Origin of the sequence: Streptomyces sp. CB02366, from assembly GCF_001905905.1 — a bacterium.
In the GTDB taxonomy this organism is placed as follows: domain Bacteria; phylum Actinomycetota; class Actinomycetes; order Streptomycetales; family Streptomycetaceae; genus Streptomyces.
On record NZ_LIVT01000006.1, the window covers coordinates 82,023 to 106,245 of the forward strand.

20 protein-coding genes are annotated in these 24,223 nt (G+C 74.4%); 11 read left to right on the plus strand and 9 right to left on the minus strand.

Annotated features, from left to right (window positions below; translation table 11 throughout):
* Positions 1-43: 43 nt before the first annotated feature.
* Positions 44-694 (minus strand): DedA family protein, encoded by a 651-nt coding sequence (locus AMK24_RS19405; RefSeq protein WP_073770058.1) that lies wholly within the window; start codon positions 692-694, stop codon positions 44-46.
* Entirely contained in the window at positions 691-1,467 is a 777-nt protein-coding gene (locus tag AMK24_RS19410) for an MBL fold metallo-hydrolase (protein ID WP_073770059.1), read from the minus strand. Before AMK24_RS19410 ends, AMK24_RS19405 begins: the two co-directional genes overlap by 4 nt.
* Positions 1,468-1,768: 301 nt before the next feature.
* Here AMK24_RS19410 and AMK24_RS19415 point away from each other — a divergent pair, with 301 nt between their 5' ends.
* The 5 genes from AMK24_RS19415 (at position 1,769) to secD (ending at position 10,502) form a co-directional block, all read left to right on the plus strand.
* Positions 1,769-4,030, plus strand: coding sequence for a phage holin family protein (locus AMK24_RS19415; protein ID WP_073770060.1), 2,262 nt, complete (start codon positions 1,769-1,771; stop codon positions 4,028-4,030).
* A 94-nt stretch (positions 4,031-4,124) separates the two neighbouring features.
* Complete coding sequence (ligA, locus tag AMK24_RS19420) at positions 4,125-6,260, plus strand: NAD-dependent DNA ligase LigA (RefSeq protein ID WP_242435191.1); 2,136 nt, start codon at positions 4,125-4,127, stop codon at positions 6,258-6,260.
* A 503-nt stretch (positions 6,261-6,763) separates the two neighbouring features.
* A complete protein-coding gene (locus AMK24_RS19425) occupies positions 6,764-7,480 on the plus strand; it encodes a rod shape-determining protein (RefSeq protein WP_073770328.1) in 717 nt (238 codons plus the stop codon).
* Positions 7,477-8,130 (plus strand): hypothetical protein, encoded by a 654-nt coding sequence (locus AMK24_RS19430; RefSeq protein WP_073770062.1) that lies wholly within the window; start codon positions 7,477-7,479, stop codon positions 8,128-8,130. The genes AMK24_RS19425 and AMK24_RS19430 overlap by 4 nt, the downstream gene beginning before the upstream one ends.
* A gap of 35 nt (positions 8,131-8,165) precedes the next feature.
* A complete protein-coding gene (secD, locus tag AMK24_RS19435) occupies positions 8,166-10,502 on the plus strand; it encodes a protein translocase subunit SecD (protein WP_073770063.1) in 2,337 nt (778 codons plus the stop codon).
* Between the two features lie 99 nt (positions 10,503-10,601).
* Here the strand turns inward: secD and AMK24_RS19440 are convergent, their stop codons facing one another.
* Entirely contained in the window at positions 10,602-11,462 is an 861-nt protein-coding gene (locus AMK24_RS19440; RefSeq protein ID WP_073770064.1) for a helix-turn-helix domain-containing protein, read from the minus strand.
* A 60-nt stretch (positions 11,463-11,522) separates the two neighbouring features.
* Between AMK24_RS19440 and AMK24_RS19445 the strand changes: the two genes are divergently transcribed.
* Complete coding sequence (locus AMK24_RS19445) at positions 11,523-11,831, plus strand: 4a-hydroxytetrahydrobiopterin dehydratase (protein ID WP_073770065.1); 309 nt, start codon at positions 11,523-11,525, stop codon at positions 11,829-11,831.
* A gap of 101 nt (positions 11,832-11,932) precedes the next feature.
* On the opposite strand, the gene AMK24_RS19450 is transcribed toward AMK24_RS19445, so the two are convergent.
* A complete protein-coding gene (locus tag AMK24_RS19450) occupies positions 11,933-12,895 on the minus strand; it encodes a LysR family transcriptional regulator (protein WP_073770066.1) in 963 nt (320 codons plus the stop codon).
* A gap of 116 nt (positions 12,896-13,011) precedes the next feature.
* On the minus strand, positions 13,012-13,254 hold the full coding sequence (locus tag AMK24_RS33725) for a hypothetical protein (protein WP_143203718.1): 243 nt from the start codon (positions 13,252-13,254) through the stop codon (positions 13,012-13,014).
* Between AMK24_RS33725 and AMK24_RS19455 the strand changes: the two genes are divergently transcribed.
* On the plus strand, positions 13,243-14,184 hold the full coding sequence (locus AMK24_RS19455) for a class I SAM-dependent methyltransferase (RefSeq protein ID WP_073770067.1): 942 nt from the start codon (positions 13,243-13,245) through the stop codon (positions 14,182-14,184). The genes AMK24_RS33725 and AMK24_RS19455 overlap by 12 nt on opposite strands.
* A gap of 36 nt (positions 14,185-14,220) precedes the next feature.
* On the opposite strand, the gene AMK24_RS19460 is transcribed toward AMK24_RS19455, so the two are convergent.
* The 4 genes from AMK24_RS19460 to fdhD form a co-directional block, all read right to left on the minus strand.
* Positions 14,221-14,688: an RICIN domain-containing protein gene (locus tag AMK24_RS19460; protein WP_073770068.1), complete on the minus strand. Its 468-nt coding sequence runs from the start codon at positions 14,686-14,688 to the stop codon at positions 14,221-14,223.
* A gap of 99 nt (positions 14,689-14,787) precedes the next feature.
* A complete protein-coding gene (locus AMK24_RS19465; protein ID WP_073770069.1) occupies positions 14,788-15,624 on the minus strand; it encodes an aldo/keto reductase in 837 nt (278 codons plus the stop codon).
* Positions 15,625-15,764: 140 nt separating this feature from the next.
* A complete protein-coding gene (locus AMK24_RS19470) occupies positions 15,765-17,564 on the minus strand; it encodes an AMP-dependent synthetase/ligase (RefSeq protein WP_073770070.1) in 1,800 nt (599 codons plus the stop codon).
* A gap of 320 nt (positions 17,565-17,884) precedes the next feature.
* Positions 17,885-18,733, minus strand: coding sequence for a formate dehydrogenase accessory sulfurtransferase FdhD (fdhD, locus tag AMK24_RS19475; RefSeq protein WP_073770071.1), 849 nt, complete (start codon positions 18,731-18,733; stop codon positions 17,885-17,887).
* A 304-nt stretch (positions 18,734-19,037) separates the two neighbouring features.
* On the opposite strand from fdhD, the gene AMK24_RS19480 reads away from it, so the two are divergent.
* The 4 genes from AMK24_RS19480 to AMK24_RS19495 all read left to right on the plus strand — a co-directional run bounded on the left by AMK24_RS19480 (position 19,038) and on the right by AMK24_RS19495 (position 24,167).
* Entirely contained in the window at positions 19,038-19,997 is a 960-nt protein-coding gene (locus AMK24_RS19480; RefSeq protein ID WP_073770072.1) for a beta-ketoacyl-ACP synthase III, read from the plus strand.
* Positions 19,998-20,171: 174 nt separating this feature from the next.
* Complete coding sequence (locus tag AMK24_RS19485; protein WP_073770073.1) at positions 20,172-21,353, plus strand: ROK family transcriptional regulator; 1,182 nt, start codon at positions 20,172-20,174, stop codon at positions 21,351-21,353.
* A gap of 241 nt (positions 21,354-21,594) precedes the next feature.
* Complete coding sequence (locus AMK24_RS19490) at positions 21,595-23,118, plus strand: sugar ABC transporter ATP-binding protein (RefSeq protein WP_073770074.1); 1,524 nt, start codon at positions 21,595-21,597, stop codon at positions 23,116-23,118.
* Positions 23,115-24,167: an ABC transporter permease gene (locus AMK24_RS19495; protein ID WP_073770075.1), complete on the plus strand. Its 1,053-nt coding sequence runs from the start codon at positions 23,115-23,117 to the stop codon at positions 24,165-24,167. Before AMK24_RS19490 ends, AMK24_RS19495 begins: the two co-directional genes overlap by 4 nt.
* Positions 24,168-24,223: the final 56 nt, after the last annotated feature.

The following is a 24,223-nucleotide window of genomic DNA, read 5'->3' on the forward strand; positions in this document are numbered from 1 at the left end:
CCGCCGCCCGGGGCGCCGGGGCCGTGCGGGACCGCCCGGGCGGTCACCCCGCCGCGTCGCCCGTCCCCGGGCCGAACCGGGTCCGCAGCCTGCGCCACACCGCCGGAGCCCCGCTGACCAGCAGGGTCAGGGCGATCGCCGCGACCACCCCCTGCCACGGCTCCGGGAACAGCGAGCCGCCCAGGATGCCGATCAACTGGTACGTCGCCGCCCAGGCCAGACACGCCGGAACGTCCCCCCGCGCGAACCGCCGCAGCGGCATCCGGCTCAGCAGGCACGCCAGCATGACCGGAATCCGCCCCGCCGGTATCAGCCGGGACAGCACCAGCACCGTCCCGCCGTGGTCCGTCAGCTTCTCCTGCGCCTGGGCCAGCCGCTCCGGCGCGGCCCGGCGGGTGATCGCCGAGAGCCACTTCGAGCCGTTCTTCGAACGCACCCCGCGCTGTCCCAGCCAGTACAGGCAGACGTCCCCGACGAACGCCGCCGCCGACGCCGCCAGGAAGACGAAGAGCAGGGAGAGCGGCGCCGTCCGGTGGAAGGCCACCACCGCCGCCGAACTCACCAGCGCCCCCGTCGGCACCACCGGTACCAGCGATCCCAGCGCCACCAGCGTGAACAGCGTCGGATAGCCGACCGCCTGCTGGGTCGACTCGGTCGGCAGGTCCCGCACCAGCTGCTGGATCTCCTGGATCACCGGCCGGCCACCGGCGCGACCCGTTCGCCGTGCCCCAGCAGGTGCACTCTCACCCCGGGGGCCCGCTTCGCCGCCTGCCGGACGAACTCGTCTCCCGGCGCGTGGAACTCGTGCGGGCGCACCCCGTCGAGCCCGATCGGCCAGTACGTGCCGTAGTGCACGGGGATCGCGGACGCCGGTGCGAGGCGGGTCAGCGCCTCGGCGGCGCGGACCGGGTCCAGGTGGCCGTGGCCCAGGTAGGGGCCCCACCCGCCCACCGGCAGCAGCGCCGTGTCCACCGGCCCCACCGCGTCCGCCATCCCCTCGAAGAGGCCGGTGTCCCCGGCGAAGTACGTCCGGACCTCGCCCTCGACGACATAGCCGAGGGCGGGGACGCGGTGCGGTCCGACCGGCAGCCGCCGCCCGTCGTGCAGCGCGGGGACCGCCCGCACCCGCACCTCGCCGACCCGCACCGTGTCGCCCGGCCGCACCTCGCTGATGTGCAGCCCGAGCCTCCGCCGCAGCGTCCGCAGACCCGGCACCGCCGCCACCGCGCCCCACGGCACGACCAGCCGGCTGCCCGGAGCCAGCCGGGCCAGCGACGGCGGATGCAGATGGTCGGAGTGCAGATGGGAGACCAGCACCACATCGGCGACCGCCGCCCCCGGCGGCGGGAGCTCGCCCCGACGGCGGCGCAGATGCGCGAAGCGCCGTACGAACAGGGGATCGGTCAGCACCCGGACCCCTGAATCCTCGATCGTGCAGGTGGCATGACCCCACCAGGTGACCTCCACCGGCGCCCCGCCTCCTCGCTCGCTCATCGACCCACCCTGACCCCTGCCCCGCCGCGGCCCCGGTACCCCGCCGGCCGTGACCGGTGACCTCCGACACGTCGCGTCGGTCCCCGGGGCGACCGGTCCGCGCCGCCCGGACACGGGTGCGCCGCCGGTACGAGAGCCTATGCGCCCCCGTACCGGCGCGTCGGTCCCCGGGGCGCCCGCCGCGGAGCCGCCGGACCGGGACGGGCGCTGTGCCAAGCTGAGGGGCGGGCCCCGACGACCGGGTCCGAGGACGAGAGGGCGCGGGTGGAACGGCGTGGCCGACAGGAGATGGCGCAGGGCGGGCGGCGCCGTGATACGCGTGATCGCGGTCTGGGCCGTGTCCACCCTCACCATGCTCGCCCTCGCCGGAATCCTGCCCGACTTCCGGCTCCAGTCCGAGGACGGTGACACCACCACCAGGACGGCCTTCACCGCCGCCTGGGGCGCGGGCGCCTTCGGTCTGCTCTCCGCCCTGGTCTGGCCCGTCCTCGTGCGGGCCCTGCTCATCGTGCCCGCCCTCGTCCTGGGCGCGCTGGTCTTCTTCCTCAACGGCTCCCTGCTGCTGATAGCGCTGAGCCTCATCCCGGACGGGCGCGGCGACGCCGCGCCCGAGACGGCGGTCGTCGTCGCCGCCGTGATGTCCGCCGTCGCCTCCGCCACCTCGACCGCCTTCGCCGTCCGCGACGACGAGGCGTACCGCCGCCGGCTGTCCCGGCTCGCCTACCGGCGCAGGCGCGGCGGATCGGCGGCCCCGGGCGGACCCGGCCGCGAGGGGCCGCCCGGCATCGTCTTCCTCCAGCTCGACGGCGTCGGCCACGACGTGCTGGTCGAGGCGGCCGCCGCCGGGCTCATGCCGACCGTCGCCGACCGGCTCGCGGACTCCGCCGGCCACCGGCTCACCCCGTGGCGCACCGACTGGTCCAGCCAGACCGGCGCCAGCCAGCTCGCCATCCTGCACGGCAGCAACCACGACGTGCCCGCGTTCCGCTGGTACGAGAAGGAGACCCGCACCGTCATGGTCTCCAGCCGCCCGGCGAGCGCCCTCGAAATGCAGCGCCGCGCCATCGAGCGCACCCGCGACGGCGGCCTGCTCACCGTCGACGGCGCGAGCCGCGGCAACCTCTTCAGCGGCGGGGCCGGTGAGCTGGCCCTGGTGCTCTCCATGGCCGCCCGGCGCGGCAGGGGCCGCCGCTCCCGCGCCGGATACTTCGCCTACTTCTCCGACCCGGCCAACGCCACCCGTACCGCCCTCTCCTTCGTGGCCGAGGTGGCCCGCGAGATCGGCCAGTCCACCCGGGCCCGCGCCCGCAGGACCGCACCGCGGATCAAGCGCGGCGGTCTCTACCCCTTCATCCGCGCCTTCGCCACCGTCGTGGAGCGCGACGTGGTCGTCGCCGCCGTCCTCGGCGACATGTTCGCCGGACGCACCGCCGTCTACGCCGACCTCGTCGCCTACGACGAGGTCGCCCACCACTCCGGGCCGCACAGCCGCGACGCGGAGAAGGTCCTCGAACGCCTCGACCGCTCCCTCGCCCTGATCGCCAGGATCGCCGACCACACCCCGCGCGCCTACCGGATCGTGCTCCTCTCCGACCACGGCCAGAGCCCCGGGGAGACCTTCGCGGGGGCGTACGGGCTGACCCTGGAGGACCTGGTCCGGGCGGGCTGCGGGCTGCCCGTGCCCCGCCGGGCCCAGCGCACCCGCAGCGCCTCCGAGGCCCGCGACGCGGTACGGATCGCGCTGCACCGGCCGGTCGAGGAGCAGGAGGGCGAGCACGCCGCGAAGCCCTCCGACCCGATCGTCCTGGCCTCGGGGAACCTCGGGCTGATCTCCTTCCCCGACATCGAGGGCCGCGCCTCCCGGGAGCAGATCGACCGCCGCCACCCGGCGCTGCTCTCCACGCTCGCCAACCACCCGGGGATCGGCTTCCTCCTCGTCCGCAGCGAGGAGCACGGCTCCGTGGTGCTCGGACCGGGCGGGGCCGAGGTCCCCGTCGCGGAGCTGACGGACGGGGAGGGGCCGCTCGCCGTGTTCGGCGCCGGCGCGGCCGGCGCCGTACGCCGCACCGACACCTTCCCGCACGTCGCGGACGTGATGGTCAACTCCATGTACGACCCCGGCACCGGCGCCGTGCACGCCTTCGAGGAGCAGATCGGCTCGCACGGCGGCCTCGGCGGCGAACAGTCCCGGCCCTTCCTGCTCTGGCCGCGCGGGCTGTCGGATCCGCTCGACATCATGGCCGCGGAGGCCGCGGAAAAGGGCGGGACCGAGGGCGCGCCCGCCCCGGCGGGCGGCGGGCTGGTCGGCGCGGAGGCCGTGCACCGGGTGCTGACCCGCTGGCTCCAGGAGTCCTCCGGCCCCCAGGTGCCGGTAGGCGCCGAGGACTTCGCGGGGACCGACCCGGTGGACGAGCCCTTCCCGCCGCGCCCTCCCACCGAAAGCCTTCCGGTCGCGGACGCCTCGGACGCGACCGGGACGCCGCCTCCCGGAAGGCCGCGGGCCCCGGCGCCGGACGCCACGGAAACGACGGCCTGACCCGACGTCCCGCACGTCCGCACGGGCCGCCCGCCGGAGTACGGGCGCCGGCGGGGCCGGAGCGTTGTCAGTGGCGGGCGGAAGAATGACGGCCATGACGAACTCAGTTGCCGTTCTCGCCGACGCCTCCGCCTACGCCGCCGCGGTGGAGGAGGCGTCCCTCGCCGCCGCCGCGTACTACGCCACGGGCGAGAGCGCGCTGGACGACGACGCCTACGACCGGTTGGCGCGCGGGATAGCCGCGTACGAGGCGGACCACCCCGACGAGGTGCTCGCCGCCTCGCCGACGGGCAAGGTCGCGGGCGGGGCGGCGATCGGGGACGTGCCGCACACGGCGCCCATGCTGTCGCTGGACAACGTGTTCTCGGCCGAGCAGTTCACGACCTGGACCGCGTCGCTGGAGCGGCGCATCGGCAGACCGGTGGCCGCGTGGAGCGTCGAGCCGAAGCTCGACGGCCTGGCCGTCGCCGCGCGCTACCGCGACGGCCGGTTCGAACGCCTCGTCACCCGCGGCGACGGCCAGGCGGGCGAGGACGTCTCGCACGCGGCCGCCGCCGTCGTCGGACTGCCCGAGCGGCTGTCCGCCCCGGTCAGCATCGAGGTGCGCGGCGAGATCCTGATGACGAACGAGCAGTTCGAGCGGGGCAACGCGATCCGCACGGAGCACGGCGGCGCCCCTTTCGCCAACCCGCGCAGCGGGGCGGCCGGCACCCTGCGCGCCAAGGACCGCGCCTACCGGGTGGAGACGACCTTCTTCGCCTACGGCGCGCTGCCGCTCCCCGATTCCGGCGCGTTGGCGCGGACGCTCCCCGAACTGCCCCACAGCGAGGTCCTGTCGTACGTCGCGGAGCTCGGCGTGCACACGGCGGCGGGCACCGACGTGGCTCCGGTCCTGGCCACCACCGTGGAAGAGGTCCAGGCGCGGGTGGACGCGATAGCCTCCCTGCGCGCGGCGCTGCCCTTCGGCATCGACGGGATCGTGGTCAAGGCCGACCTGGCGGCCGACCAGCGGGAGGCCGGCTCCGGCAGCCGCGCCCCACGCTGGGCCATCGCCTACAAGCTGCCCGCCGTGGAGAAGATCACCCGGTTGCTGGCCGTCGAGTGGAACGTCGGGCGCACGGGCGTCATCGCGCCGCGCGCCGTCCTGGAGCCCGTGGAGATCGACGGCTCCACCGTCGGCTACGCCACCCTGCACAACCCCGCCGACATCACCCGCCGCGACCTGCGGCTCGGGGACCGGGTCATGGTCCACAAGGCCGGCGACGTCATCCCGCGCATCGAGGCCCCCGTCGTGCATCTGCGCACCGGGGAGGAGACGCCCGTCGAGTTCCCCGCGAGCTGCCCGCAGTGCGGTTCCGACATCGACGCGAGCGAGCAGCGCTGGCGCTGCGTCCGGGGCCGCGGCTGCCGACTGGTCGCCTCCGTCTCGTACGCGGCGGGGCGTGATCAGCTCGACATCGAGGGCCTCGGCTCCACCCGGGTCGTCCAGCTCGTCGAGGCCGGTCTCGTCGCGGACTTCGCGGACCTGTTCACCCTGGAGCGCGCGCAGTTGCTCGCCCTGGACCGGATGGGCGAGACCTCCACGGACAACCTCCTGGCGGCCATCGAAACGGCCCGCACCCGGCCGCTCTCGCGGGTGTTCTGCGCCCTGGGCGTACGGGGCACGGGGCGGTCCATGTCGCGTCGTGTGGCGCGGTACTTCGCCACCATGGACCGGATCGTCGCCGCCGACGTCGAAACCCTCCAGCGGGTCGAGGGCATCGGCAAGGAGAAGGCCGCCATGGTGGTCGCCGAGCTGGCGGAGCTTGCCCCGCTGATCGACAAGCTCGTCGCCGCCGGTGTGAACATGACCGAGCCGGGCGCCACCCCGCCCCCGGAGCCCGGAACGGAGACCGGCACGGAGACCCGCACGGACGCCGAGGCCGGAGCGGAAGCCGCCGCGACCGGCGCGTCCGGCGCCGAGCTGCCCCTGGCGGGCATGACCGTGGTGGTCACGGGCGCGATGTCCGGAGCGCTGGAGAAGCTGACGCGCAACCAGATGAACGAGCTGATCGAGCGGGCGGGCGGCCGGTCCTCCTCCAGCGTCTCCCGCCGCACCAGCCTGCTGGTCGCCGGGGAGAAGGCGGGGTCCAAGCGCACCAAGGCGGAGGAGCTGGGCGTGCGGATCGCGGTGCCGGAGGAGTTCGCGGAGCTGGTGGGCGCCTTCCTGACGGCGGACGGGGAGGGCTGAGCCGCGTCTGCCGCGCACGCGGCGCGGGTGTGCCTGTGAATCACCCGGGAAGTGGCGTTCCACCACCCCGTATTGCATAGTGAGGGCTCGGTCGTGCCTCACTATCTGTGGCCCGACGGATGCGTGGGCGGCCAGGACGGGCCGACCGGGGGTGAGGGACGATGCGTTCTGTGCACGACGGACGGCGACCTGGTCGCGCCGTCTCCTCGTCGTCCTCCGGTACCGCCGCGGACCGGAGTGCTCCCGTCGCCGCCGTTCTCCCGGCCCTTCGCGTCCCGACGACCTCCGTGCCCGGCGAGCGGCGAGGGCCGCTCCGCCCGGGTGCGGGCCCCTGGGGGAAGAGCCCCGGGCCGCTTCGTGACGGAAGCGGCGCCGGGGTGTTCGGGGCGGGCCGCACGCCCGGCGGTCTGCGGGCGCGCCATCAGCGCCAGGGCACGTGGAGCGACGCTCCGGCCGCCCGGGGCCTGGCCCTCGACCTCGGCAGCTCCCGCACCCGGGCCTGGGTGCCCGGGCGGGGGCTGGTGCTCGACCCGTACGCCGGGACGGGCGCCCACGGGGGCGGCGAACGGCCGGTCCGGCGCGGGCGCATCGTCGACCCCGAGTCCTGCGGCCGGCTGCTCGGCCGGATCGCCGACGCGGCCCTGGGCCCCGACCGCAGCGACAGCGTCATCGTCCTCAGCCACCCGGTGCTCGCCGGGGCCGAACACCGCTCCGCCGCGCGCGCCCTGCTCGCCGGGCTGGGGACGACGCGGGTCGTGGTCCTCAGCAGCGCCCGGGCCGCCGCCGCGTACGCCGGACCGAGGGAGGCGGGCCCCCTCCTCGTCATCGACATGGGCGCCCAGCTGACCGAGGTCACGCTCCTCGTCAACGGCCTGGTCGCCGACGCCCGGCAGGCCGAGAGCGGCCTCGACGACCTCGACGGCCTGGACCCGGCGGCGCTGCCCGCCGCCCTCGTCCGTACCGTGCTCGACATGATCACGTCCATGTGGCGGCACGACCGGCACGGTGCGATCCGCGGCGCCCTGCGCAAGGGCCCGGTGCTCGCGGGCGGCGGCGCGTTGAGCCCCGAGGTCACCGAGTGCATCGCCCGTCGCCTCGGCACCCGGGTGCGGCTGGCCGACGACCCCTCGACCACGGTCGTGCGGGGCGCCGGGCAGATCCTCAGTTCCGTGCTGCGCCGTCGGACGGCACCGCCCGAGCACACCGGCCGACCGAGGTGACGCCGCACCCGGGGCCGCCCCGGGCCGACGCGTCCCGGCTGCGGTGCCTGCTGGCCGCGCTGCTCCTCACCGTCCTCACCCTGCTCGGCGGCGCCGCCACGGCGAGCGGCGCGCCCCCCGCAGCCCTGACCGCCGGGCCCGGCGCCGCCGCGGCGGACCCGGTCCCGTCCGCACCGCCGACCGGCCGCCCCGGGCACCCCTTCCGGCACCGCGCCGGAGCCGAGAGGGGCCCCGACGCCGGGCACCGCACCGGACCCGGCAGGAACGCCGGCCCCCGGGCCGCCGCCGGGCAGGGCCCGCGGAAGCCGGACCACGCGCACGCCGCCGCGGCCGGACCGGACGCGGCGGCGCGGGCCGAGCACGAGCACCCCCGGGCGGCCGCCGATCCGGTGCAGACCCCCCGGGCGGGCTCCGGCCGGGCGTATCTGCTGCTGCACGCCCCGCCGCCCCCGCACGAAGCGCTGCCGCCCGCCGCGCCGGGGCCGACCGTGCCGCGCGGCGGCGTGCGGCTGCGTGCCGCGGACACCTTCTCCGTACCCGGCTGCCACCGGGGCGCCCTCCCCGGCGTAAGGGGCCCTCCGGGCAGGACCGCCGGTCCCACGACCGGCCACCCGTCCTGTACTGCCGATCCGGCGTCGCGTCCTCACTGAGGTGAGGGCGCTCGACGCCCCACCGGAGGATTTCCATGACTCGCGCCACCGCGGTGCGAGCGGTTCTGGCCGTCGCCGTCCTGCTCGCGTCCGTATGCGTCACCCTGACCATGTCGCCCAGACTCGGCCTCGACCTCCAGGGCGGCACCCGTATCGTGCTCCAGGCCCGGGACACCGCCACGGTGAAGGCGGACCGGGAGACCACCGACCGCACCCTGGAGGTGCTGCGCCAGCGCATCGACTCGCTCGGCGTCTCCGAACCGACCCTGGCCCGCTCCGGCGAGGACCGGATCATCGTCGAACTGCCCGACGTCCAGGACCCGCGCCAGGCGGCCGAGGTCATCGGCCGGACGGCGCAGCTCTCCTTCCACGCGGTGGAGGGCCCCGGGGCCGAGGACCCGGGGGCCGAAGGCCCGGACGGGAAGAAGAAGACCCCCGGACCCGACGAGCTGACCCTCCCCGACGAGCAGGGCCGTTCGCTGGCGCTCGGCCCGCCCCGGCTCTCCGGCGCGGGCGTCGACGACGCCACCGCCGCCTTCGACGCGCAGGGGGGAGCGGGCTGGACCGTGTCGCTGGAGTTCCGCAAGGACGCCGGCCAGGACTGGAAGAAACTGACCGGCGAGGCCGCCTGCCACCCCGCGGGGGACGACCGGCGCAGGGTCGCCATCGTCCTCGACGAGAAGGTCATCTCCTCGCCGCAGGTCGACCCCTCCGTGGGCTGCCGGGTCGGTCTGCCGTCCGGGGCCACCCAGATCACCGGTTCGTTCAGCGCGGACGAGGCGCGTGACCTGGCGCTGCTCATCAAGGGCGGGGCGCTGCCCGTGCCCGTCGAGATCGTCGAGCAGCGGACCGTCGGCCCCACGCTCGGTGCGGCGGCCATCGAGGCGAGCGCGCAGGCGGCCCTCATCGGGGCGGCCGCCACCGCTCTCTTCATCACCCTCGTCTACCGCCTCTTCGGCGCGCTGGCCGCCGTGGCGCTGGGCGCGTACGGGCTGATCTCCTACGCGGCGCTCGTCGCCCTCGGCGTCACGCTGACCCTTCCCGGGCTGGCCGGTTTCGTCCTGGCGATCGGGATGGCGGTCGACGCGAACGTCCTGGTCTTCGAACGGACCAGGGAGGAGTGCGCAGAGCGGCCCAAACGCTCCCTGCGCTCCGCGCTGACCACCGGCTTCCAGAAGGCGTGGAGTGCGGTGGCCGACTCCAACGCGACCACGCTCATCGCCGCCGGACTGCTTTTCTTCCTGGGCTCGGGCCCGGTCAAGGGCTTCGGCGTGACGCTCGCCATCGGGGTGGTCGCCTCGATGTTCTCCGCCCTGGTCATCGCCCGCGCGCTCACCGAGCTCGCCGCGAAATCCCGCTTCGTCAGCGACTACCGGGGCGTCAACGGCATCGGGCGCCCCGGGGCCGTACGGACGTGGCTGGTCCGCAAGGACCCGCGGCTGTTCCGCAGGCCGATGCGCTGGCTCGTCGTCTCGGCGGCGCTGGTCGCCGTCGCGGTGGCCGGGATCGTGGTGCGCGGCGTCGATCTGGGCGTCGAGTTCACCGGTGGCCGGCTGGTCGAGTACTCCACCAGCCGCCCGGTCGACGTCGAGACGGCCCGGGACACGCTCGCCGCCGCCGGGTTCAAGGACGCCGAGGTCACCACCGCGGGCGACGGCGACCTGTCCGTACGCACCGGGAAGCTCGACAACGACGGCGAACACGCCCTGCGGGCCGCGCTCGCAGAGAAGGGGGGCGAGACGACGAAGGTGCGCGACGAGCTGATCGGCCCCAGTCTCGGCGACGAACTGCGGCGCAACGCGCTGATCGCCCTGGGGCTCGCGGTGGCGGTGCAGCTGGCCTACCTCGCGGTCCGGTTCCGCTGGACGTTCGCGGTGGCGTGCGTCGTGGCGATGGTGCACGACGTGATCCTCGTGGTGGGGGCGTTCGCCTGGCTGGGGCGGCCGGTGGACGGCATCTTCCTGGCGGCCCTCCTCACCGTCATCGGCTACTCGGTCAACGACTCGGTGGTGGTCTTCGACCGGGTACGGGAACTGTGGGGCGCCAACCGGCGGACACCGCTGGACACCATCGCCCGCCGGGCGGTCCTCCAGACCGTCCCGCGTACGGTGAACACCGGCATGGGGGCCCTCTTCATCCTGGCCGCCCTCGCCGTGCTGGGCGGCGATTCGCTGGCCGACTTCGCCATCGCCCTGCTCATCGGCATCGTGGTCGGCACCTGGTCCTCGGTGTTCACCGCCGTACCCGGGGCCCTCGCCCTGGAGCGGAGCACCACGGCCCCGCCGCCCGCACCGGGGAAGGGGAAGGGAGTCTCCCGCGGAAAGGCCCCCACGGCCCGCCGCGACCCGCTCGACAACGGGGCGCGCGTCTGAGGCGCGCCGTCCCCGTCGCCCGGCGGGGGCCCTCGACGACCGAGGCGGTCGTGAGGGCCCCCGTCCCGGCTCCGGGCCGCGTCCGCCACCGGGCCGGCGTCAGACCTCACGAGCCACGTGGGCGTGGAGATGGGCGGCGGTCTCCCGGTCGGCGGGGAGGAACGTCTCGATGGCCAGTTCGGCCACCGTCACGTCCATCGGCGTGTTGAACGTCGCGATCGACGACACGAACGACAGGACCCGGCCACCGTGTTCGAACAGCATCGGCAACGCGAACGGGGTGGCGGCCCGCTCCCGGCCCGCCCGCCCGGCGGTCCGCTCGGTTCCGCGGGCGCCGCCGGCCGGGCGGGCCCCCTCGGCGGCCCGCCCGGGGGCCGGATAGGCGGCCACCTCTTCGTACAGTTCGCGCAGGGCGGGTGAGCGCACGAGGGCGATCTGGCGCTCCATCTGCGCCAGCAGGTCCGCCCGCCACTCCGGGAGGTTCACGATGCGCGGGGCGAGCCCTTCCGGGTGGAGCGTGAGCCGCATGGCGTTCACGGGCGGCGCCAGCAGGTCCTCCGACACCCCTTCCAGCAGCAGGGCGACCCCCCGGTTGGCCGCCACGACCCCGTAGACGCCGTCCACCACCAGCGCCGGGTACGGCTCGTACGCCGTGAGCAGCCGGTCGAGGCTCTCGCGCAGGGAGGACAGGGCGGGGTCGTCGAGCGGCGTCTGCGCGTAGCGGGGCGCGTAACCGGCCACTACGAGAAGGGCGTTGCGTTCACGGACCGGGACGTCCAGCACCTCGGCCAGCCGCAGGACCATGTCCTCGCTGGGCCGGGAGCGGCCCGTCTCGACGAACGAGATGTGACGGGCCGAGGAATCCGCGCGCAGGGCCAGCTCCAACTGGCTGATGCGCCGCTGTTCCCGCCATTCCCGCAGCAGTGGGCCTACTCCCGTGTCGGGCAAGACAGTCGTCATGCCCCGACCGTAACGTCACCACCTGAGTACCCACCCCCACGACCCCCACGGGAGCCGTCCATGGCCGCCGAACCGCTGTCGCCCGCCGAGATCGACCGTCGCCTGGAGAGCCTGCCGGGCTGGACGCTGGAAGGAGGCGACCGGATCACCCGGACCTTCCGGCTGCCCTCCCACATCGCCGCCGCCGCGCTGACGGTCCACATCGCGGCGATCCAGGACGAGTTGAACCATCATTCCGACCTGGCCCTCGGCTACGACACGGTGGCTCTCTCCGTCCGTACGCACGACGCGGGGGGCGCGGTCACCGAGAAGGACTTCGCGCTCGCCGCCCGGGTGACGGCCGCCGCCCCAGCCCACGGCGCCGAGTAGCCCGACGCGGACTCGCCCGTCTGCGGGCCGCTCGGACGGCCACCGCGCCGCAGCGCTCGACGGGCCCCCGCGCCGGGGCGCCCGCCCGGACGCCGTCCGGCTCAGGCCACCGTGCCGAACCTCGGATGCGCGCCGAGCCACTGCGCGTAGCCCGGGCTGCGGGACACCGCCTCCGTGTACGCCGCCCGGGCCGCCCCGGTCACCGCCCCGGCCGCCGCGTCGGCGGCGGGGGAGTGCGGGTGCCAGCCCACCAGATGGCGCCAGCTGAGCGGCGCCCCGGCCAGCGGCCGGGTCACCACGCCGGGCGTGGGCGGAAAGGTCGCCCGGCACAGCCCGATCGCCCGCCCCACCTGCACCAGGTGGACGACGGAGGCGGTGTCCGTCTCGAACACCGACACCGGGGTGAAGCCCGACCGGGCGCAGGCCGCGGTGAAGCAGTCGGCGAAGCAGCCCTCGCCCGGCACGTCGGCCCAGCCCTCGTCCGCGAGCGCGGCCAGCTCCAGTTCCGTTTCACCGGCCAGGGGGTGCTGCTCCGGCAGCATCACGAAGACCGGGTCCACCCCCACGACCTCCCACACCAGCCGGTCCGGCAGCGGCGGCGGGCTCTCGCCGCACGTCCCGATCAACGCGAAGTCCAGCCGCCCGTCGATCACCAGGGAGGCGATCTCGCCCACCGACCACGAGGTGTGCGTCGACACCTGCGCCGACGGGTGTGCGGCGGCCATCCGGTCCACCAGGCCGCCGAGCAGCGGGCCGTGCGTGCCGCCCAGCCGGAACCGGTCCAGCGACCCCGTGGCGTTGGCGAACCGCACTGCTTCCGCCTGGAGTTCGCTGACCGCGGGCAGGACCACCCGGGCCCGGTCCAGCACCAGTTCTCCGAGCGGGGTGGCGCGCGCACCGGTGTGGTCGCGGTCGAAGAGAGCGCCGCCCAGGGCTTTCTCGATCCGCCTCAACTGGGCGCTGAGAGCGGGCTGGGCGAGCCCCAGTGCGGCGGCGGCCTTGGTGAGGCTGCCGGTGTCGGCTATGGCACGGACCGTTCTCAGATGGCGCAACTCCAGCTCCATAAAGGCAAGTTATGGCCCCGGAGGCACCCCGGCAATATGTGTGCTCCGCCTACCGTTCGGTCGGTGTACACGCGGTGTACCCCGGCCGGGGCGGAGAGCGGCGGGCGGATTCCGCTTCAGCCGTGCCGGGCCCCGTCCCCGGCGGCCTCGCGGGCGAAGACGGCGAAGTCCTCCGGCTCCCGCCCGGCCCTGGCGTCGAGAGGCCGACGGCCGTGGGCCCTCTCGCCGGGCAGGGTGCTCGACGTACGGAACAGGGAACGCGGCGGCGGGCCGGGCGTCGAGGCGCGCGATTTGCCGGACCGGCAACGAAGCTTGCCGTGGGCCCGTCCGTTGGCGACCCTGGCCCCATGAGCAGCCACGCCGCCCACGGCCACCACGACGCGCCCGCCTCCGCCGCCCCCGTACACGCGCACGGGCACGCGCACGGGCCGGGGGGAGACCCCGCGACGGACATCGACTGGGACGTCCTCGGTCCCCTGCTGGAGCAGGAGGCCGAACTCAACGCCGCGCAGTACGAGGAGGCGGCCCGCTGGATCGCCGCCCTGCCCACCGCGCCCGAGGTCCGCCGGATCCTCGACGTCGGCAGCGGTCCCGGCGTCGTCTCCTGCCTGCTGGCGGAGGCTTTCCCCGAGGCCGAGGTGGTCGCCGTGGACGCGACGCCCGCTCTCCTGCGGCGCGCCTCGGAGCGGGCGCGACGCCTCGGCCTGGGCGACCGCCTCCGGACCCTGAGCGCCGGACTGCCCGAGGACATCGACACCTTGGGCGAGGCCGATCTGATCTGGGCGGGCAACTCCCTGCACCACCTGGGCGATCAGCGCGCCGCCCTGGCCGGATTCGCCGCCCTGCTGCGACCGGGCGGCACGGTCGCGCTCGTCGAGGGCGGGCTCCCGGCCCGACGGCTGCCCCGCGACATCGGCATCGGGGAGCCCGGCCTGGAGGCCCGGATGGGCGCGGCCTCCGCCACCCGCTTCGAGCGCATGCGCTCCGAACTCCCGGGAGCCAAGCGGGAGACCGAGGACTGGAGGGCCCTGTTCAGCGCGGTCGGACTCACCCCGCAGGGCACCCGCAGCTTCCTCCTCGACCTGCCCGCCCCGCTCGACCGCCCCGCCCGCGAACACGTCATCGCGAGCATCGCCCGCGAGCGGGAGGTACTGGGCGACCTGCTGTCGGCCGAGGACAGCGCCGTGCTGGAGCGGCTGCTGGACCCCGAGGACCCCGAGGGCCTCCACCACCGCCCCGACGTCCACCTGCTCTCCGCCCGCACGGTGCACCTGGGCCGCCGCGCCTGAGCCCGCGGGGCCCGCCCGGCGCTCCGCGGGCCCCTCCTAAGCCACCGGCTCCAACCGCCACCACTGGAAGGGGGAGTCGGTGTCCTCCCACTGCTGAACCGCGCCCCCGGCCTCCGTGGAGGCGTCGGCGACCTCCAGGACGAGGCCGCTGATGAAACTCACCAGCGTCACCGTCCCGGGCGCCTCCGCGTGCTGCTCGATCAACCACTCCTGGGCGCCGAAGTTGTTGGCCTTCCACTGCTGGACGCGGGTGCCGTTCGCCGTGCCGGCGCCCGCCACGTCCAGCCGCTTCCCGCTGTGCTCGTTGACCAGGTGGAAGAGGGCCGCCCCCTCGTGCACGGGGGACAGCCGCCACACCTGGGCGGCCGTTCCGTCGTCCGCGCCCTGCTGGACCCGGGCCCCACTGCCTCTGGCCGCGCCGTACACCTCCAGCAGCAACCCGCTGCCGACGTTGCGCAGGCGGTACGGGCCCGCCTCGACGACCGGTGCGCGTTCCCCGCTCATGTTCCTTCGTCTCCCCGTTCGATGCGGACCTCCCTCGCGCCGGCCGACGACGGCGCCCCCACCGTGTTCACGGTGAGGGCGCCGGGCGGCCGGACGCGCTCAGGCGCCGGCGTTGAACTCGGCGGGGTCCGGGCCGAGCCGCTTGCCCTCGTCCAGGGCCGAGAAGGCGGCGAGGTCGTCGGCGTCCAGCTCGAAACCGAACACGTCGAGGTTCTCCTTGATCCGCGAGGGCGTCACGGACTTCGGGATCACGATGTTCCCGGTCTGCAGGTGCCAGCGCAGCACCGCCTGGGCGGGGGTGCGGCCGTGCTTCCGGGCGATGGCGACGACGGTCGGCACCTCCAGCAGGCCCTTGCCCTGGCCCAGCGGCGACCACGCCTCGGTGGCGATGCCGTGGTCGGCGTGGAAGGCGCGGGACTCGGCCTGCTGGAGCTGCGGGTGCAGCTCGATCTGGTTGACGGCGGGGACCACGGAGGTCTCGGCCAGCAGCCGCTTCAGGTGCTCGGGCCGGAAGTTCGACACGCCGATGGCCTTCGCGCGGCCGTCGGCGAGGATCTTCTCGAACGCCTTGTACGTGTCGGTGTACGCGTCCTTCGCTGGGACCGGCCAGTGGATCAGGTAGAGATCGACGTAGTCCAGACCGAGCCGGTCCAGCGAGGCGTCGAAGGCGCGCAGGGTGCTGTCGTGGCCCTGCTCGCTGTTCCACAGCTTCGTGGTGACGAACAGCTCGTCGCGGGCGACTCCGGAGGCGGCGACGGCCTTGCCGGTGCCCCTCTCGTTCTCGTAGATCGCGGCGGTGTCGATGCTCCGGTACCCGGCCTCGATGGCGGTGGCGACCGCCTTCTCCGCCTCGTCGTCCGGCACCTGCCAGACGCCGAAACCGAGCTGCGGCATGTCGAGGCCGTTGTTGAGGGTGATGGAGGGGACCTGGCTCACGTGCGGTCGATCCTAACGTCGTCGATGGGTGACTCCTCGACGACAACGACCGGGCGGGTCCGGACATTCCCGCCGCCTCCGGATGATCAGGCGTGGGCGCCGCCCACGCCCCCGCCGGGCGGCCCGCGGCCTGGAGCGGGTCAGTGGTACAGCGCGTCGACCTCGACCGCGTACGCCGTCTCGATCGCCTTCCGCTTCAGCTTCAGCGAGGGGGTCAGCAGCCCCAGTTCCTCGGTGAAGGGGTGCGCCAGGATCCGGAACGTACGGATCGACTCGGCCTGCGACACGGCCGTGTTGGCGGCCACCACCGCCCGGCGGACCTCCATCTCCAGCTCCGGGTCGCGCACCAGATCGGCCGGGTTCAGCGGGGCGCGGCCCTGCATCGCCAGCCAGTGGTCCACGGACTCCTGGTCCACGGTGACGAGCGCCGCGATGTACGGCCGGTCGTTGCCGACGACGATGCACTGCGCCACCAGCGGATGCGCCCGGACGCGCTCCTCCAGGCCGGCCGGGGAGACGCTCTTTCCCCCGGACGTCACCAGGATCTCCTTCTTCCGCCCGGTGATCGTCAGGTAGCCGTCGTCGTCCAGCGAGCCGAGGTCCCCGGTCGCCAGCCAGCCCTCGCGCAGCACCGCCCGGGTGGCCGCCGGGTCGCCCAGGTAGCCGGAGAACACGTTCGGCCCGCTCACCCACACCTCGCCGTCGTCCGCGATGTGCACCGACGTGCCGGGGACCGGCCGGCCGACCGTCCCGTACCGGGTGCGCTCGGGAGGGTTAGCCGTCGCCGCCGCGCTCGTCTCGGTCAGCCCGTACCCCTCGAACACGACCACCCCGGCGCCCGCGAAGAACAGCCCGAGCCGGCGGTCCATGCCCGACCCGCCCGACATCGCGTGCCGCATCCGGCCGCCCAGCGCGTCGCGGACCTTCCTGTAGACGACCTTGTCGAAGAACTGGTGCTGCACGCGCAGTCCGGCCGAGGGGCCCGGACCGAGGCCGAACGCCTTCTGCTCCAGGGCCTCCGCGTACTTCACCGCGACCTCGACGGCCCTGTCGAACGCCCCGGCCCGACCCTCCGCCTCGGCCGTGCGCCGGGCCCCGTGGAACACCTTCTCGAAGATGTACGGCACCGCCAGGAGGAACGTCGGCCGGAACGTCAGCAGGTCCGGCATCAGCGCGCTCGCCGACAGCTCCGGCTGGTGGCCGAGCTTGACCCGGCCCCGGACCGCCGCGATCCCCACCATCCGCCCGAAGACGTGGGCCAGCGGCAGGAAGAGGAGGGTGGCCGCCTCGTCGTCCGGCTTGGAGTGGAACACCGGCTCCCAGCGCGTCACCATCGTGTCGCTCTCGAACATGAGGCTCGCGTGGGTGATCACGCACCCCTTGGGGCGGCCGGTCGTGCCCGAGGTATAGACGACGGTCGCCACGGAGTCGGGCGTCACCGCGCGCCGGTGCCGCTGCACCACCTCGTCCTCGATGTGCGCGCCCGCCGCGACCAGTTCGTCCAGCGCTCCGGCGTCCAGCTGCCACAGCCGCTTCAGCCGGGGCAGCCGGTCGATCACCGACCCCACGGTCATCGCGTGGTCCTCGTGCTCGACCATCACCGCCACCACCTCGGCGTCGTGCAGCATCCACAGGACCTGCTCGGCGGAGGAGGTCGGGTAGACCGGTACCGACTGGGCCCCGACGGCCCACAGCGCGAAGTCGAAGAGCGTCCACTCGTAGCGCGTGCGGGACATCAGCGCGACCCGGTCGCCGAACCGCACACCGTGGGCGATCAGGCCCCGGGCCAGGGCCAGCACCTGGTCGCGGAACTCCCCGGAGGTCACCTCCCGCCACCGCCCCCCGGCGTCCTTGCGGGCGAGCGCGACGCGGTCCGGGTCGTCCTCCGCGTAGTCGAAGACCACGTCGGCCAGGCCGCCGACCTGTGGCGCCGCCGGCACGGGCGGGACAGTGAAATCGCGCAATGACATGCTCCTCGTGGCGCTCCGCACAGCGCCGCGACGCTACCCCACGCGGAAGCCCGGCGGGAGGGGCCGGGGGCCCTCGCACCCCGGTCCGCCCGGACGGGTCGGCCGTCGAAAACCGGCCAGATGGGCAAGGCTCGGGCGCACGGCCGGGCCGGTTTCGGGGGAGGGGTAAGCGGCCCGCGCCCGAATCTCCACCGAATCCGCCCACCGTCCTCCCTTCCCTCCCCCCCCGCGCGTCCACCGTCCTCCGCCCGGCCCCCGCCCTCGTGCCGGCTCCCGCGGCGGGCCGTGCCTCAGACCCTGCCGGTCTCCGTCTCCAGCGCGATCCGGTGCTCACCGGCGTACACGTTCATCGAGGGGCCGCGCAGGAACCCGACCAGCGTCAGTCCGGCCTCCGCCGCCAGGTCCACCGCGAGCGACGACGGCGCCGAGACCGCCGCGAGCACCGGGATCCCCGCCATCACGGCCTTCTGCGCCAACTCGAACGAGGCCCGCCCGGAGACCAGCAGCACCGTCCGCGACAGGGGCAGCCGGTGGTCGGTCAGCGCCCGGCCCACCAGCTTGTCCACCGCGTTGTGCCGGCCGACGTCCTCGCGTACGTCCAGCAGCTCGCCCTCCTCGGAGAACAGTGCGGCGGCGTGCAGGCCACCCGTCCGGTCGAACACCCGCTGTGCGGCCCGCAGCCGGTCCGGGAGGGCGGACAGCACCTCCGGGGAGACCCGCACCGGGGGCGTGTCGGCCACGGGATGCCGGGTCGTGGTGCGGACCGCGTCCAGGCTGGCCTTGCCGCACAGGCCGCACGAGGAGGTGGTGTAGACGTTGCGCTCCAGCGTGATGTCGGGGACGCGGACGCCGGGGGCGAGCTTCACGTCCACTACGTTGTAGCTGTTCCCGCCCTCCGCCGTCGCCCCGGCGCAGTAGACGATCGACTGGACCTCGTCGCCCTCGGCGACCACCCCCTCGCTCACCAGGAAGCCCGCCGCCAGCGCGAAGTCGTCGCCCGGCGTGCGCATCGTGATGGCCAGCGGCCGGCCGTTCAGCCGGATCTCCAGGGGCTCCTCCGCCACGAGGGTGTCCGCACGGGTGGAGACCGCCCCGTCCCGGATGCGGAGGGTGCGGCGGCGTTCGGTGGCCCGTCCCATAGGTGTGAATCCGATCCTGTCCGTGTGCGATGGCGTCCTGCGCGCCGGTCCCGCGGGCGGTGGATCCGTCCGCGAAGGCCCGGCCCCCGCGCCGGCGGCTCCCCGGACCGGGGAGCCGGAACCCGGCTCCGCCATTGTCCGGCACCCGCCCCGGCGTGTCGCGATCGTCCGCGCACCACGCCGACCAGCGTGTTGTCAAGGCTCCAACGAGTGAGCCGGATTCCTGTGGGATCACGTGCACGCGTACCCGGCGGTAGCGACCAAGACTGGAGGTTCCCTGCCCTACCCGACGATGGGAACCCGTATGACCGGCTCGCGAGTCGTGGCGCTCGGCCACTACCAGCCCGCCAAGGTGCTCACCAACCACGACCTGGCGGCCATGGTCGACACGAGCGACGAGTGGATCACCAGTCGGGTCGGCATCAAGACCCGCCACGTGGGCGGCCCCGACGAGCCGGTGGACGAGATGGCCGCGCACGCCGCGGCCAAGGCGCTGGCCGGGGCCGGGCTCGGGCCCTCGGACATCGACCTGGTCCTCGTCGCCACCTCCACCGCGATCGACCGGTCCCCGAGCATGTCCGCCCGGGTCGCCGCCCGGCTCGGCATGGGCTCGCCGGCCGTCATGGACGTCAACGTGGTGTGCTCCGGCTTCACACACGCCCTGGCCACCGCCGACCACGCGATCCGGGCGGGCGCGGCGACCCGGGCGCTGGTCATCGGCGCCGACAAGATGGCCGACATCGGGGACTGGACCGACCGGAGCACCTGCGTCCTGCTCGGCGACGGAGCGGGCGCCGCGGTCGTCACCGCCGACCCGGCCGGCGCCGACGCCCCGGGCGGGCCCGGCATCGGACCGGTGCTGTGGGGCTCCGTGCCGGAGATGGGCAACGCCGTCCGGATCGAGGGGACGCCGCCGCGCTTCGCGCAGGAGGGCCAGTCCGTCTACCGCTGGGCCACCACCCAGCTTCCGCCGATCGCCCGCCGGGTCTGCGAGAAGGCGGGCATCGCGCCGGAGGAGCTGGGCGCGGTCGTCCTGCACCAGGCCAACCTGCGGATCATCGAGCCGGTCGCCCGGAAGATCGGCGCGGTCAACGCCGTCATCGCCAAGGACGTGGTGGACTCCGGCAACACCTCCGCCGCCTCCATCCCGATGGCCCTGTCCAAGCTCGTCGAACGCGGCGAGGTCGTTTCCGGCGCGCCCGTCCTCCTCTTCGGGTTCGGCGGGAACCTCTCGTACGCGGGCCAGGTCATCCGCTGCCCCTGACGCGCCCGCGCCGCGGGGGCGACCCGAGAGCCCCCGGGCATCTTTGTCCTGAGTGTGGAGAAAGTTGGGGCCGATTCCTGCCCAACTTCTTCCCCCTCCGGGAAAGCGCTGCTACGTTCCCCCTCGAAAGCCCGACGGACTGGCCGATGTGGCGGGGAGGGACGCGTGAGACGCATGACGGCACGACCCGCGAACGCGCACCAGGCGCGGCTGCTCCGGCTGTTGCGTGACGGGGGCCCCAACTCCCGCGCGCAACTGGGCGATCAGGTCGAGCTCTCCCGCTCGAAGCTCGCCGTCGAGGTGGACCGGCTGCTGGAGACCGGCCTGGTGGTGGCCGACGGACTCGCCGCATCGCGCGGCGGGCGCCGCTCGCACAACATCCGGCTCGCTCCCGAACTGCGCTTCCTCGGCGTCGACATCGGCGCCACCTCGATAGACGTGGCCGTCACCAACGCGGAGCTGGAGGTCCTGGGGCACCTCAACCACCCGATGGACGTGCGCGAGGGCCCGGTCGCCGTCTTCGAGCAGGTGCTGTCGCTGGCCGCCAAGCTGCGGGCCTCCGGCCTCGCGGAGGGCTTCGACGGCGCGGGCATCGGGGTTCCCGGCCCCGTCCGCTTCCCCGAGGGTGTGCCGGTCGCGCCGCCGATCATGCCCGGCTGGGACGGCTTCCCGGTCCGCGAGGCGCTCAGCCAGGAGCTGGGCTGCCCGGTCATGGTCGACAACGACGTGAACCTCATGGCGATGGGGGAGCAGCACGCGGGCGTGGCCCGCTCCGTGGGCGACTACCTCTGCGTCAAGATCGGTACGGGTATCGGCTGCGGCATCGTCGTGGGCGGCGAGGTCTACCGGGGGACGACCGGGAGCGCCGGGGACATCGGGCACATCCGGGTGGATCCGGACGGCCGGGCCTGCGCCTGCGGCAACAGGGGCTGCCTGGAAGCCCACTTCAGCGGCGCGGCCCTCGCCCGGGACGCGGAGGACGCCGCCCGGGAGGGCCGCTCACCCGAACTTGCCGCCCGGCTGGAGGCGGCGGGGCGTCTCACCGCCGCCGACGTGGCCGCCGCCGCGGCCGCGGGCGACGCCGCCGCACTCGACCTGATCCGCGAGGGCGGCAACCGGCTCGGCCAGGTGATCGCGAGCCTGGTCAGCTTCTTCAACCCCGGTCTGGTGGTGATCGGCGGCGGGGTCACCGGCCTCGGTCACAACCTCCTCGCCAGTGTCCGCACGCAGGTGTACAAGCAGTCCCTGCCTCTGGCCACCGGCAACCTCCCTATCGTGCTGGGCGAGTTGGGGCCCGCCGCCGGAGTGATCGGCGCGGCCCGGCTCATCAGCGACCACCTCTTCTCACCGGCCTGATCCCGGGCCGCACGCACCGCCGCACCACCCAGCGCGACCCGCTCAGCCCGTCAGGCCCCGTCCTCATTGGTCAGGTACCCGTCAGTCCGGCCCCCGGTTCGTCGGGTACCAGTCAGCAGCCGTTCGCGGTGCCGCCGGCTCCACGGCACCTCCAGCCCTGCGCCCTGTCCGCTCACCGGCCCTCCCCGGCCCCACGGCACCGCCCGAGCAGGGGAGACCCCATTCGCCGAGGGGATTCGTCATGGCACCAGAACCACCCCTGCTCACCATGTCCGGCATCACCAAGCTCTTCCCGGGCGTCCGCGCCCTGGACGGCGTCGACCTGGAGGTCCAGGCCGGCGAGGTCCACTGCCTCCTCGGCCAGAACGGCGCCGGCAAGTCCACCCTCATCAAGGTGCTCGCCGGAGCCCACCAGCCCGACGGCGGCGAGATCGCCTGGCGCGGCGGGAAGGTCCGGCTCACGTCCCCGATCGCCGCCATGCGCCTGGGCATCGCGACCATCTACCAGGAACTCGACCTGGTCGAAGACCTCTCGGTCGCCGAGAACGTCTTCCTCGGCCACGAGCCCACCAGCGCCGGCTTCATCGTCCGTCCCCGGGAGGGGCGCGCCGCCGCGAAAGCGCTGCTGGCCCGCCTCGGGCACCCGGAGATCGACCCCGCCCGGCGCGTCGGAGACCTCTCCGCCGCCCAGCAGCAGATCGTCTCCATGGCGCGGGCGCTCTCCCACGACGTCCGGCTCATCGTGATGGACGAACCCTCCGCCGCCCTCGACCCCGACGAGGTCGGCAACCTCTTCCGCATCGTGGAGGGCCTGACCGCCGACGGGGTGGCCGTCGTCTACATCTCGCACCGGCTGGAGGAGATCCGCCGGATCGGCGACCGGGTCACCGTCATCAAGGACGGCCGGACCGTCGCCGTGGGACTGCCCGCCACCGGCACCCCCACCCGCGACATCGTTGCCATGATGACCGGCCGGGACGTGGCCCACGTCTTCCCGCCGCGCCCCGACGAACCGGCCGCCGCCACCGCCGAGCCGGTGCTCCGGGTCCAAGGGCTCTCCCGCAAGGGCGAGTTCGCCCCCGTAGACCTGGAACTGCGGCCGGGTGAGATCGTCGGCCTGGCGGGGCTCGTCGGCTCGGGCCGTTCGGAGATCCTGGAGACGATCTACGGGGCCCGCAAAGCGACCACCGGGACCGTCACCGTCGCCGGCGAACGGCTCCGCCCCGGCAGCGTCCGGGCAGCCGTCGCCGCGGGCATCGGCCTGGCGCCCGAGGAGCGCAAGGCCCAGGCCCTGCTGTCGACCGAGTCCGTCACCCGCAACGTCTCCGTCTCCTCCCTCTCCCGCTTCTCCCGGCTCGGCTGGATCGACCGCGCAGGGGAGCGGAAGTCGGCGCGGAGCGCCACCCGTGAGCTGCAGATGCGGCCCGACAACCCGGACGCCGCCGTCCGCACCCTCTCCGGCGGCAACCAGCAGAAGGCCGTCCTCGCCCGCTGGCTGCTGCGCGGCTGCCGGGTCCTGCTGCTGGACGAACCCACCCGCGGCGTCGACGTCGGCGCCCGCGCCGAGCTCTACACCGTGATCCGCCGGCTGGCCGACGAAGGGCTCGCCGTCCTGCTCGTCTCCAGCGAAGTGCCCGAAGTCCTGGGCCTCGCCGACCGGGTGCTGGTCCTCCGGGAGGGCGAAGTGATCCACACGGCCCCCGCCCGGGAGCTCGACGAGCACCGCGTACTCGACCTCGTGATGGAAGGGAGCCCGACGCCATGACACAGCCCGCCCCGTCGGCCCAGCACAACGGGCCGGACAAGGGGGCCGTCGCCGCCCCCTCCGACACCCCGCCCGCGAAGCCGGGCGGCGGCGCGCCGCCCCTCGGTCTGCGGCTCGACGTCCGGATCCTGTCCCTGCTCGGCGTCCTCGCCGTACTGGTCCTGGTCGGCGGCGTCACCAAGCCCGACGCCTTCCTGGACACCGGCAACCTCCAGCTGATCCTGACCCAGGCGTCCGTCATCGGCGTCGTCACCGTCGGCATGACCTTCGTCATCATCAGCGGCGGCATCGACCTCTCCGTCGGCGCGATGGTCGCCCTCGCCTCGGTATGGGCGACGACCCTGGCCACCCAGGAGTACGGCTTCGCGGGCATCGCGTTCACCGCGGTGATCGTCGGCCTCGCGGCGGGACTCGTCAACGGCGTCCTCATCGCGTACGGCCGCCTCGTCCCGTTCATCGCGACGCTGGCCATGCTGGCGTCGGCCCGCGGGCTCGCCCTCCAGATCACCGACGGCAAGACCCAGATCGTCACCGTCGACTCCGTGCTGGACCTCGGCCTGCCCGACTCCTACATCCTCGGCATACCGCCGCTGGTCGTCATGTTCGCCGTGGTCACCGTCGTCGGCTGGCTGCTCCTGAACCGGACCACCTTCGGCCGCCGCACCGTCGCCGTCGGCGGCAACGCGGAGGCCGCCCGGCTCGCCGGGATCGACGTCCGCCGCCAGCGGCTGTACCTGTACCTGCTGTCCGGGCTGTGCTGCGGCATCGCCGCCTTCATGCTGATCGTGCTCGCCGGCTCCGGCCAGAACACCAACGGCAACCTGTACGAGCTGGACGCCATCGCCGCCGCGATCATCGGCGGCACCCTGCTCAGCGGCGGCCGGGGCACCATCGTCGGCTCCGTCCTCGGCGTCCTCATCTTCACCACCATCACCAACATCTTCGCCCTCAACAACCTGCAGACCGACGTCCAGCAGATCGCCAAGGGCGCCATCATCGTCGCCGCCGTCCTCGTCCAGGGCCGCACCATGCGCGGCCGGGAGACCTGACGCCCCCGCGCCACCCGTACGCACCCGCACCTCCTACGCACCCACCGGATGAAGGG